This is a genomic window from Sphingobacterium zeae (assembly GCF_030818895.1).
GTDB lineage: Bacteria > Bacteroidota > Bacteroidia > Sphingobacteriales > Sphingobacteriaceae > Sphingobacterium > Sphingobacterium zeae.
This window is the reverse complement of sequence record NZ_JAUTBA010000001.1, coordinates 4,663,274-4,676,512: the sequence shown is the minus strand read 5'-3', so window position 1 is coordinate 4,676,512 and position 13,239 is coordinate 4,663,274. Positions and strand designations below refer to the sequence as shown.

At 36.7% G+C, this 13,239-nt stretch carries 7 protein-coding genes; 6 read left to right on the top strand and 1 reads right to left on the bottom strand.

Annotated elements, in window-relative coordinates; all coding sequences use genetic code 11:
• Nucleotides 1-433 precede the first annotated feature (433 nt).
• The 6 genes from QE382_RS19585 to QE382_RS19560 all read left to right on the top strand — a co-directional run bounded on the left by QE382_RS19585 (nucleotide 434) and on the right by QE382_RS19560 (nucleotide 12,187).
• Nucleotides 434-2,857, top strand: coding sequence for a SusC/RagA family TonB-linked outer membrane protein (locus QE382_RS19585; protein ID WP_307187401.1), 2,424 nt, complete (start codon nucleotides 434-436; stop codon nucleotides 2,855-2,857).
• Entirely contained in the window at nucleotides 2,826-3,668 is an 843-nt protein-coding gene (locus QE382_RS19580; RefSeq protein ID WP_307187400.1) for a hypothetical protein, read from the top strand. Before QE382_RS19585 ends, QE382_RS19580 begins: the two co-directional genes overlap by 32 nt.
• Before the next feature lie 18 nt (nucleotides 3,669-3,686).
• Nucleotides 3,687-5,144: a SusD/RagB family nutrient-binding outer membrane lipoprotein gene (locus QE382_RS19575; RefSeq protein ID WP_307187399.1), complete on the top strand. Its 1,458-nt coding sequence runs from the start codon at nucleotides 3,687-3,689 to the stop codon at nucleotides 5,142-5,144.
• Nucleotides 5,145-5,254: 110 nt separating this feature from the next.
• Nucleotides 5,255-6,265: an energy transducer TonB gene (locus QE382_RS19570; protein ID WP_307187398.1), complete on the top strand. Its 1,011-nt coding sequence runs from the start codon at nucleotides 5,255-5,257 to the stop codon at nucleotides 6,263-6,265.
• Between the two features lie 1,235 nt (nucleotides 6,266-7,500).
• On the top strand, nucleotides 7,501-10,653 hold the full coding sequence (locus QE382_RS19565; protein WP_307187397.1) for a SusC/RagA family TonB-linked outer membrane protein: 3,153 nt from the start codon (nucleotides 7,501-7,503) through the stop codon (nucleotides 10,651-10,653).
• A gap of 19 nt (nucleotides 10,654-10,672) precedes the next feature.
• Nucleotides 10,673-12,187, top strand: a complete 1,515-nt coding sequence (locus tag QE382_RS19560) for a SusD/RagB family nutrient-binding outer membrane lipoprotein (RefSeq protein ID WP_307187395.1) — start codon at nucleotides 10,673-10,675, stop codon at nucleotides 12,185-12,187.
• A gap of 135 nt (nucleotides 12,188-12,322) precedes the next feature.
• Here the strand turns inward: QE382_RS19560 and QE382_RS19555 are convergent, their stop codons facing one another.
• On the bottom strand, nucleotides 12,323-13,021 hold the full coding sequence (locus tag QE382_RS19555) for a hypothetical protein (protein WP_307187394.1): 699 nt from the start codon (nucleotides 13,019-13,021) through the stop codon (nucleotides 12,323-12,325).
• Nucleotides 13,022-13,239: the final 218 nt, after the last annotated feature.

The window sequence follows — 13,239 nt, the reverse complement described above, 5'->3', positions numbered from 1 at the left end:
CCGTATAAAATTCTGTTTGAGGTTGTTTTGATTAGTTTTTATTCTAAAATGATTCTTTAGTAACAATTTGCAAATTTGACTTCCAATTATTGCGGTATTTACTGATTTTGAGGGATTATGTTAAAAAACTTGTAAAAACAACTTGGGGTTTCTATATTTGACACCGCTAATAAAAATCGCACTAACTATTATTTACTGTAAATGCTGAAAAGAGCAAATTTACAGCTGGATATTTATCTAAGAATTGCCCTGCATCTACCTAGGGCTGCTTTTCAATAATATTTTCAACTGTTAAAAAATGAACTGCAATAGTCTATTTGATAGGTTGCGGTTTTATTGTCTAGACAATTTATGTTTGGACAGTTGTGTGAACGGATATAATTTATATCAATATATAGGATTAGAAAAAATAATAAAATTAACTAACTAAAACATGAAACAAACATTACTAAGTTTTCTTGTTGGCGGAATGATTCTGACTTCGGTCGCATTCGCTCAGGAAAAAAAGATTAGTGGTCGTGTTACATCTGCTGACGGTAAAGCTATACCAGGGGTAACAGTAGTTGTACAAGGTACTAATCAGGCTACACAGACCGATACTAATGGTAATTATTCATTGAATGTACCGGCAGGCAAAGTTGTTGTATTCCGTTCCGTTGGTTTTGACGATAAAACCATTATTGTGAATAACAACAACACGGTGTTCAATGTTTCTTTGGAAAATCATGACAATGCGCTTGAAGAGGTGGTGGTAACTGCCAATGCTATCAAAAGAGAAAAGAGAACATTAGGTTATTCAGCACCGACCTTGAACAACGAGGAATTACGGTCAGGTCAAAATTCAAGTGCTATCAATGCATTAGCTGGTAAGGTTGCAGGTGTGAATATTACATCAACGTCAAATTCTCCAGGTAGTTCATCTCGTGTCGTTTTGCGTGGCGGTTCGTCTATCTCAGGGAATAACCAAGCCTTAATTGTTGTCGACGGTGTTCCTATTGACAACTCCAGTGTAATCGGTGGTGGTTCATCATTATCAAGTGTAGATTTTGGTAACCGCGGTAATGATATCAACCCTGATGATATTGCATCGATGACCATCTTGAAAGGTCCGGCTGCAGCAGCGTTATATGGATCGCGTGCATCCAATGGAGCTTTGATCATTACTACTAAAACAGGTAAAAGAGGCGGCGGAAAAACAGATATTACTTTCAATACAACAAATACATTTTCTTCTATTTTAAAATTACCTGAGTTTCAGAACGAATATGGTCAAGGTTACTCTGGCTATACTAAAAATGGAGACCTGGTTTTTGTCAATGATCCAAAGGAAAACTGGTCTTGGGGAGCTCCTTTTACTGGGAAAACACAGGAATGGGGACAAGCTGTAAATGGCATAAGACAAACAAAGCCATATTCTGCTGTTAAAGATAACGTTAGGGATTTTTTTAATACTGGATTTGCAACAGATAATAATTTAGGTTTCTCGGGTGGTAGTGAAAAGTCTTCCTTCTATTTGGGCCTAAATTCTTTGAACTCAAATGGTGTTTATCCTGGAAGCAAAGATAACTACAATAAATATGGTGTTCGTTTCAATGGTCAGACTGAATTCTCCAATAAATTTTACGCGGGAATTTCAGCGAACTATAGTCAGATTAACTCGAACAACGTAGGCGGGGGACAAGGAAATTCGTCTGTATATAATAACTTGTTACAAACTCCGCGTGATATTCCTGTTGCTGACATGAAAGATTTAAGCAATCCATATAATGGCTATGGTTATGTCGATGCAAATGGTCTAAACCATAGTAATGAGTATGGCTATTATGGAGCTTATTCTATGAATCCATATTGGACATTAGCAAATTACAACAATTATAATAATGTAAATCGCATTCTGGGTAATTTTAACGTCGGTTATAAGCCATTTGAATGGTTGGATTTCAAAGAGCGTGTAGGGGTAGATCATTATACTGACCGCAGACGCTCCGAATCTCCAAAATATAATTTTACACCGATCGATAAAACCTCAGGTAATTATTCGACAGCTAACGATTTAATTGACAATGGGGAGTACCGTATCGATCAATACAATGTAACAGAGATCATTCATGATTTTATGGTTACTGCTAGCCATGACTTTAATCAAGATTTTAAAGGATCATTAATGTTGGGTAACAACATTCGTCAGCGTAATGTTACAAATTTAAGTACAGCGACCAACGAAAGTGGAGGTTTGGTACAGCCCGGTTTTTATAATTTAGCGAACTCTAATGGGCCATTGAACTTGATCGAAGATTCATGGTCAAAACGCCGGTTGGTTGGGCTTTATGCGGATTTGAACTTGTCATACAAAAATTTCTTATACTTACAAGCGACAGCACGTAACGACTGGTCGTCTACCTTGCCGAAGAAAAACAATTCATTCTTTTACCCAAGTGTGAGTGGTTCATTTGTATTCTCTGAGTTGTTAAGCCAAGACGCGAAGAGAATCCTTTCTTACGGTAAATTGCGTGCTAACTATGCTAAAGTTGGGTCGGATACAGATCCATATCAATTGTTGACAACATTCTCTAGAGGCGAGATCAATGGTGGATTCGGAACGACAACTTTCCCATTTGGTAATGTGTCTGCATTCATGTCTGGATCGACTTTAGGAAATGCAGAGTTGAAACCGGAAATCACTACATCAGCTGAAGTAGGTGCAGAATTGGGTTTCTTTAGAAATCGTTTAACTGTTGATTTTAGTTACTACAATAACAACTCGAAAAATCAAATCTTAGCAATTCCTATTGCAAATTCGACAGGTTACGGATTCAATGTTGTTAATGCCGGCAAGATTAAAAACTTCAGGTGTTGAACTTGCGTTGCGTGGGACACCAGTGAAAACAGAAAACTTCAGCTGGGAATTGATGGGTACTTTCACTAAAAACAACAATAAAGTTGTTGAATTGATGGATGGTATTGATCAAGTTTCTTTAGGTGGTTTCTCAGGTATGTCTATCGTTGCCGCTAAAGGACGCCCTTACGGTGAATTTTATGCTGTGACAAATGCCACTGATGCACAAGGTAGAACTATCGTTGACCAAGAAACAGGTTTACCAGTACCTACTTCTGAAGCAAAGTATTTAGGAAGTTATAATCCTAAATTCCAAGCCTCATTAGGAACGACTTTAAATTACAAAGGCTGGTCATTAACCACGTTATTTGACATGAAGCATGGAGGTGTATTCTATTCACGTACTAAAGATATCATGGCATTCACAGGTACGTCTGCAGAAACAGGAGGTGAGCGTTTTGGTCAAATCTTCCCTAACTCTGTTTACTTAGATGCAAATGGTAATTCTGTTGTAAATACGACGGCAACTTATGACAAAGTGGATTACTATCCATATTTGGAGGCGGGTATGAATGTGGTAGATGCTTCTTATGTGAAGTTGCGCAACTTGGCTATCTCTTATAAATTCAAAAAAGATATGCTAAAAAATACGCCTTTTGGTGATGTAACTGTCGGTGTATTTGGTAATAACCTGTTTATCTGGACGCCAAGCGAAAATAAATATGCAGATCCAGAAGTAAATTCTGCTGGTGCTGGAAATGCACAAGGTTTTGACTATACCGCTCAGCCGTCTTTGCGTAACTATGGTATCAATGTGAAGGTATCCTTCTAAACTATAAAGAATAATAAAATGAACAAGAATATTAAAAAGTTTGTTTTTGCTGCATTGGTTGGATCCGTAGCATTTACAAGTTGTAATAAATATTTGGATGTTAATGAAAATCCAAATAACCCAGAAAAAGTAGAACCAAACCTCTTGCTGCCGACAGTTGAAGCTTCGTTAAGCCAGATCGTAGGTAATCAGCTTCAAGTATATGGTGGTTTGTGGGCGCAATATTGGACACAGGCTCCATCATCGTCGCAGTATCAAACTATTGATCAGTATAACCTCAAAAATACAGCAACGGATCGTATTTGGTCAACTATCTATAGAAGTGCACTCAACAATGCTGAAATCATCATTAATTCGGAGCGTGGTGCAAACAACTATACAATTGGTATGGCGTATTTGTTGAAAGCATATACATTGCAAGTAGCGACTGATGCTTTTGGAGATATTCCGTTAGATGAAGCGCTGCAAGGAGCAACGAACTTAAGTCCAAAATATCAAACACAAAAAGAGGTATACAACAGTATTTTCGAAAGTATTGATAAAGGTGTTGAGTTATTGAAAGGTAATCTTGGTACTACACCGGGAGAACAAGATATGTTGTTTGGCGGAGATAAAACATCTTGGATCGCGTTTGCAAATACCTTGAAATTGAAAGCTTATTTACGTATTTCAAACGTAGATGCTGCGACCGCTCAAGCAGGTATTAAAGCATTGTATGCGACAAATCCCACATTTTTAAATGAGGATGTTTCCATCACATTTACGACAACAGGTGGTAACCAAAATCCTTTCTATACAGAAATGGTTGGTTTAAAATATGTTCAAAATGTAGTTGCGAGTGGAACTGCTGTAAAAGCATTTGCAGCAAATAAGGATAAAAGATCATTTGCATTGTATAATAGACTGTTAAAAGCTGATAATGTAACATTGCAAGATACAGTAGCTTACTTAGAACAGGGGGACTTCCGAGGACAAAACACAAAATTAGTCTCCGCTCCTTCACCAGTAACTGGGGCAAATGCGAAAAATACAGCTTCTGCAATCGCTCCTGTAAAATTATTCTCTATTGCTGAAAGCAAATTCTTACAAGCCGAGGCTGCTTTGAAAGGATGGGGGACAGGAAGTGTTGCTACACTGTATAATGAAGGTGTTACTGCGTCATTTAACTACTTAGGCGCGGAAGGATTAACTGAATATTTAGCTGCTGCTGGTAAATTTCCAACAGATGCCTCAAAACAATTAGAAGCAATCATTACGCAGAAATATTATGCAATGAATGGTTTCCAAAATTTTGAAGCATGGACTGAATACAGAAGAACAGGATATCCTACATTCTTGATTCAATCAAAAGCATCCATTTTGGCTAATGGTGAAATGCCTCAGCGTTTGTTGTATCCGAATACGGAGTTAACAACTAACTTAAACTATCCAGGTACGAAAGCGATTACAGTACCAGTATGGTGGGACGTTAAGTAGTCTTTTAGACATATGGTTATAAAAGCGGCAATTTCGAAAGAAATTGCCGCTTTTTTGATTTGGTGTTATTATATAAAGCCGTATTTTCGTCCTTTAACGTTGTCATATTTATGAAAAGATCGACTTTATTTTTAATTGTGCTTATTTTTATAGGAGCGATTACAGAAGCATTTTCTTCGAAAGCAAGGGGGAAAGTTTTTATTAGCGATACGATAGTGAATTACTTTGATAAATCGGGGAATCCTGTTAAGACAAAACTAGAGTCCCATACTTACCAATGTATTGTTCCTGTTGGAGATCAATCAAGTCGATTTTTTAATATTGTTAGCTACTATACAGATACGGATTCCATCAAATCCTTCGCTTATAGCCGAGATAGCACAGTTGGGTTTTTCGGGTGGAATTATGTCGGGGAGTCGACAGTCTACTATCCAAATGGACAGTTGAAAAGCTTAGAGAAATTTGATGCAGACGGTGTGCCTACGGATTCTTCATACTATTATTATCCGACAGGAAAATTGAAAATGCTCGTGACGCATATTGACACTGCACAAAATCCCTTTACGGGTTCGAGAATGACAAAACCATATCACTTGTTGTATATGGATTCTTTGGGAAATTATCTCTTGAAGCGCGGGACCGGATTCCTTCGACTGGATTATTCGGATGGAGCTTATTTTGAAGGTGAGCTTAAAGATAACGAAAAAGATGGTAGATGGGAAGGTTTTAATATGGGAAGCCGTTATGAAGAACAGTATTTAGGTGGTGTTCTTCAGAGCGGAAAAAGATTTCGTTCCAATGGAGAGGTTATTTTATACGATGCTGAGACGAAGGAATCGGCACCGATTCTTCCGCTTAAATTGAAGCAGTTTATGGAAGCCGTTTATCGGCAGATCGATATATCGGACAATTTAATTACTCAATTGAAGTCTAGGCTTGTTAACGTGACATTTATTGTCAACAAAGATGGTAGGCTCAGTAAATTTAAATATGATCAGGATATTCCTATTAAGGTCAGTAGCGCGATTACAACAGCGATTCAGGCTGTTGGTCCTTGGAAGCCAGGTAGACTGCAAGGAGAGCCTGTGGCTGTGAGTTATACTATTCCAATATCTTTGTAGTATTTTTGACACGTTCTTCAATCAGTGTTTGAAAGAAATTTCGCTGTATGTGGTTTGGCAAATTTTCTGTTCAAAGCGATCACGCTTTAAACGATAGTTTGATATGTCAAATAAGTACAGCTGAGTAGCCGATAGTAGTTCCATATCTATCTGTAAAATGCAGCTCGACTCCTCTTCGGAAATGGTTCCACAGTTATTCGATAGGGCTTCGGCTACCAGTAAAAAAATATACTTGAAGCTCTGCCAAGGCCCATTCGAAGGGAGGCAAACGTGTCTCAAACATGTGCGAAAGGAATTTTAAAGTGCTGTCAAAGACCACGTGACTTGGAGATAGAGGTACCACCTTCCGGCGACTTTTTCCCGACCAATTCCCTATTAACTCCTGCCTTTTATAGAACTGGACTCGCATTTTCCTCGGCTGTTCTTCGAATTTGATTCGAGGGAGATTCGAAGCCTGCCCGAAGAAAATTCGAGCAAAGGTGGGGGATAGGTAAGAGTTGGTCACCTATTGGTGACGTATTGGTGGCTATAGCGTAACACAACAAACACACAATATTGACTAGTTTATCACAACGATCACACAAGATTGACTATAGCGCGAGCCTAAGTTTACTTTCCATAAGTTTTTTTAAGCAGAATGATAGTTAAGTAATAGAACAGCGCGCAGGAACGAAGAAAGATTCTCACTAAGGATTTTGAGTTGACCTATTGCACTATTCGTTTCTTTATGGAGTGCGATATTTTTGTATTTGAATTGAGATAAATGTTTATGGCTGGTGCTGAAGCTCTACGGAAAAGATTAACTTGGCAGTACGAGCGCCAATGGGGCGAGTTAGAGGATAGGGGGCAAGAAGTTTTTACCCTAAAGATAATAGGGAAGGCCATCTCACAGTAAGTTGGAAAGTTAATATATTATTTTACATAAACAGATAAGTTTTGATGCAAATAGTTTTCTTTAATAATGTAACAATGTTACTTAAGTGTATTAAACTTTTAAAATTAAAAAACTGTTATTCAGTTATTTAGTTCTATTTGTGAATTAATTGTTATCAATAAATTATGCTTGCATTGCAAATGTTAAAAAAAGTTATAATTTTGTATTTAACGTTTTTTAACATGTGGAAGCAATCCGAGGAAAAACGTTACTAACTATAACACATATATAAATTATTGGAAAGTATATTGCTAACCAAAGTATATTATCAAGAATAAACATTTTTAATAAACATAAACATATGAAACACAAATTACTCAGTTTTTTCGTGGGTAGTATGATTCTTACTTCTGTTGCGTTTGCGCAAGAGAAAAAAGTAAGCGGTCGAGTAACTGGAGCAGATGGTAAGCCATTGGCTGGAGTGACGATTGCTGTTCAAGGATCTAATGTCGCCACGCAAACAGATGCGAATGGTAATTATTCGCTATCTGTACCAACAGGAAAAGTTATCGTATTTCGTTCCGTAGGATTTGCTGATAAAACTTTGATCGTTAAGGAAGGACAATCTGCTTTTAATGTTACATTAGATGATTCTAACAGAGAGTTAGAAGAAGTAATTGTTACTGCTCTAGGTGTTAAACGTGAGAAACGTGATCTTGGTTATTCGGCGGATCAGATTTCCTCTAAAACAGTAACTCAAGCCAGCGCAGTTAACACTATCAATGGCCTTCAAGGTAAGGTATCCGGATTAAATGTTACTACTACAAATTCTGGAGTATTCGAAGATGTAAAAATTAATCTTCGTGGTATTCGATCTTTGACAGGGAAAAATGACCCACTTTTAGTTTTAGATGGTGTGCAGATGGATATCAAATATCTGTCATCAATTAACCCCAATGATATTGATAACGTATCCGTACTAAAAGGAGCAGCATCAGCTGCCATTTATGGTCCAGATGCTCGTAACGGGGTAATAATGGTTACTACTAAGAAAAGTAGCGATACTCCTTCTATAAATCTTAGCCACTCAACGCAATGGCAAAATATATCCTTTTTTCCAAAAATGCAGAAGCAGTTTGGTCAAGGGTATACTGATGGAGGAGAGCGAGTATATGATCCTATTGAAAACTGGAACTGGGGACCTGCATTTGACGGTTCTATGGTCGAGGTGGGGCCAACACTTCCAGATGGATCAAGACAAAAAATATCCTATTCAGCAGTTGATGATAGAGAGAAATTCTACGATACAGGGGTCACTAATCAAACCAATCTTTCTTTAGTTTCGAAAGATTTTTATCTTAGTTTAGAAGATTCTCAGGTTAAAGGAATAGTACCAGGCGATAAAAATAGAAGGACGGGCGTACGTCTAAATTCACAAAAAGAATATGGCATTTTTAGAGCTGGATTGAACTTTAATTATTCTCAACAAAATTATAGTGTTTATAATCAAAAAGGTCAGGAAGATTATTATTCGGCAAAGAATACTGGAGGAAACTCTGGATTGTTTAGCCAATTAATAAATACCCCTGCAAATATTCCTCTTTTGAGATATAAAGATTATCTAAATGACCCTTTTTCTACTTATGATAATTGGTTTACCGATTACGGTTTAAATCCTTATTTTTCGTTAGGAAATTGGCGTAAAAATGGCAAAAAACAAGATTTACTCACTAATTTAGAGCTGGGGTTAAAGCCAACTGAGTGGTTAAGTTTTACTTATAGAGCATCTTTAAATTCGCGTAATATTGCTGAAAGAAACTTAACTCAGGGTGTTGTGCCAACAGCGTTCGGTCTCAAAAGAAATAAAAGTTTGATACCTGCATCAGTCAAGGAATATAATTACAATCAAACAATTTTGTCATCTGATTTTTTTGCAAATGTTGATCTTAATATTGATGATGATTTTAAATTCAACGGTATATTAGGGACTTATGTTCGACAAAATGATTATCGTGCAACAGATGTGGGAGCTTCAAATCTGGTGATTAGCGACTTATATAATGTCGAAAATCGTGTTGGAAATTTAACAGGCTCTTCTGACGGGTTTAGATCGAGACTCTTTTCAACTTATGCTAGCGCTGGCTTAAATTATAAGAGTTGGGCAAATGTGGAAGTAACTGGGCGCTGGGATAAAACCTCAACATTAAGTATGAACAATAACTCATACTTCTATCCTGGCGTAAATGCTGCGGTCGTTTTAACAGACGCAATCCCCGAACTAAAATCTGATGCGTTCAATTATTTGAAAATTAGAGGGGCTTGGACGAAAACTGCTAATGCAGACATTACTCCGTACTTGTTGGCCGCTACATTCTCTCAACGTGCTGATACTGGATTCCCTTACGGATCTGTTTCTGGCGTTACAGCTGGTAATACTACATATGATCCTAATTTAAAACCCGAGAGAATTAATACATCTGAAGCTGGTTTCGAAGCTGGTTTATGGAATAATCGCTTAACTCTTCAAGCTACTTATTTTTACTCTAAAAATACAGATCAAATTGTCAACGTTAGCATTTCCGAGTCTTCCGGTTATGGCAGAAGTTATCGTAATGCGGCATCTTTTAATAGCAAGGGAGTTGAATTTGATATTAATTTGTCTCCTTTAATAAAATTCAATAATGGTGGAATCAAACTGAAGGCTAATGCACTTTGGAATGATAGTGAAGTAACTAGTATTTACAAACAACAAGAATTAAATCAGCTTCAGATAGGTGGCTATACAGCTGCAGGGAACTATGCTATCGTTGGGCTACCGGCATTTGTAATGCGCGGTAATGATTATGTTCGAGACGACCAAGGTCGAATTATCGTTAGTTCGACCACAGGTAGACCATCTACATCGAGTCAGAATGTAAATTTTGGTCGCACATTGCCAAAATGGATAATTGGCCTTAACCCGTCAGTTAATTGGAAAAATTTCAATCTATCCGCTTTATTTGAGCATAAGGGAGGATATGTTGCTTCGTTTTTCGGATTGGGTAGTGACATGGCTTGGACGGGAGTCTCTGAAGCGACGGCTTATAATGACCGTAATCCTTTTATATTGCCGAATTCTGTAATTGCTGATCCAAGCAATCCCGGTAAATATATCGAGAATACAACGGCCAAAATTGGTGAAGGAAATAATAATCCTATTGAGGCGTATTATACAGGTGAATTTAAAAATACAGCTTCTAACTTTATAGTGAGTGCTAATAACTGGAGACTTAGGGAAGTTTCATTATCATATGATGTTCCTAGTCAATGGTTATCATCTCGTCAAAAAGTAGTAAAGGGACTATCTGTTGCTTTGGTTGGGCGTAATTTAGCTCTTTGGTTATCTAAAGATAATAGATTTTTAGATCCGGAATTTGATAGTATGCCAGATTATCAAAATGCATATGGTAACGTGAATTCGAATGCCAATCCTCCAGTGAGAAATTTCGGATTTACAGTCAATGCTAAGTTTTAACTAATTAAGAATTTTAATAATGAAAAATAAAGTTTTAATAGCAATTCTTTCTACCGCATTAGCTGTTACGGGTTGTAAAGATAGTTTTTTCGATATAAATACAAATCCGAACAAACCAACAGAACCATTAGTAAAGGCAAGTTACCTTTTACCAATGGTAATAGAACAGACAGCTGCGAGAATGGGTACACAATATAGTTTTTCTGCTTCTTGGGCAGGATATTATGGGAGAGGAAGTGGCTTCGGACCGTCTTTACCATTGGAAAATTATGATATCACGCCAAATTTTGAGATAACGCACTGGGCGAACACGTCTACCTCCATGAATACTTGGTATGATGTTTTAACAGATGCTAATTTTTTGGAGAAAAAAGGCAGAGCCCAAAATGAAGATTTTTATGTAGCAACAGCAAAGGTTATGAAAGCAATCGGCTTTATGTACTTAGTTGATATATATAATAACGTGCCATACTCCGACGCATTAAAAGGAGACGAATCTATCGCTCCAAAATATGATAAAGGAGAAGATATTTATAAAGATTTATTAATCCAATTAGATTCAGCACGACTTATTTTCAAATCTACAAATTTAGCAGTATCCGATGAAGCCAAAAAGGCGGACGTATTGTTCGGTGGCAATTTAACTAATTGGCGAAAGTTAGCTAATACACAATCTTTAAAATTGCTAATCCATCAATCTGAATTTAAAAAAGATCCGAAAGACGAAATTGCTAAGATAATCGCGGATGGTTCTGGATTTATAGAAACGGGAAAAACAGCTAAATTAACAATAGCGTTTTCAAATGATAGATATAAAGTCAATCCTGTATATTCAAAATATGTCGCTGACGAAACTGGCGCTGAAACTGATGGATTTAATAGACCAAGTCCATATTTACTAAATAGATATAAAAGCAATAATGATATTCGTTATCAATATCTATTTTTAAAAGCGATAAATCCAATAAATCCAAACGAACCATGGGCAGCAGGAAAGCCTTTAGGAGCACCAACTGTCGCTGGTACGAATTCCGCGCAAGAATCGCGTGTTATAGGAACAGGTATTTTAAAGGATGGTACTCAGCCATTATGGTTACTTACATCAGTTGAGAGCTTATTCTTGCAGGCGGAAGCTATACAGCGAGGATGGATAACAGGAGATGCTAGGGTGGCTTATGAAAATGCAGTAAAAGAATCATTCACATACTTAAATGTTGCCAATGCCGCTAATGAATCAACAAGCTTATTAAATAATTCTGCTTCTTGGACGGCTGCTTCAAATAAATTGGAGCTTATTATTAATCAAAAATATTTAGCTCTACCTGGAATAAATAATTTTGAAGCTTGGGTGGATTATAGAAGACTTGGATATCCAAAAGACGTTCCACTTTCAGTGAACCAAACCGTCGGTAACAAAAAGATTCCTTTGCGCCTGGCTTATCCACAAAATGAATATAGTTTTAATAGTGCGAATGTTAGTGCTCAAGGAACTATTGATCCGCAAAAAAATGGTGTATTCTGGGATGTAAATTAGTCCAATTTCCTTACTTAATTTAAATAAAGGGGAATCCATATATATGGACTCCCCTTTTTGGTCTCAGTATATCTGTTGTTTTGGTGCCAATTAAATTACGAGGATAGGCCTTTCAGAGTCAAGTAAAGAACTGGACTAATCTTTAATCACAGGAATATGGTTTTCGCATGTAACATGTTTTTGAGGAGCGAACGAATTTTTACATGTTGCATAATTGGAGTCCAACTGGGCTAATCTGGACGACAATGCTTTATACTGATTGTATTTAACAGAAAAGGCAAAGTTATCTCCTGAATCGATCCCAGTATAGTGTAGTACGTATTTTATTTGACAGTCTTTTACTATTGGCTTTGCATACCAATTATTTGATCCATTACACGTCTTATTAGAATAGAACGTTTCTAACTCTTCTATATTGGAACTCAAGCGACTTCGAACTTGCTCAACTGTAAAATCCGAAACTAAAAGTACTTTGGGATGTCCATCAATACAGCCGATTTCAAAATGAGTTTCAGGTGTAAAAATATCATTTAATATGGGACGTGGATCTGTTTTTCTTGCAGAATTTAATAATTCAAGATAAGTGGCTTTTAATTTCTCATAGTCACTTGTAATCGTGTTATTTACCGGAAAATACTTGTGTCCGCTGCCAATTCCATCCATAAGAGTATCTACTTGCCAATTACTAAGGTCGTTACAGGAAGATTTTTTAATCAAATCTTCTATTTCTGTAAGTTTTTTGTGCGCTTTACTATATAGGTCTTGATAGGATTCATTATCTTTTTTGCAGGATGCACAAAGAATAACTAATGCAAATAGTTTACTTATCTTCATAATTTTAAAGTTTAATATTGTGATTTAGTTACCATCTTATACGATAACGTTCGTATGATCGCTACACATGATAGTGATTTTTAATAAAGTTCCATTTTTCTCTGAATGGTAATTATTTATTTTATTAAATAAATAAGTTTGTGTATCACGTTTGTCTTCTAACAGATTGCACACTGTTTTTAAAGTAAAAAACGAGATCATTTAGTTCGTTTGTTAAC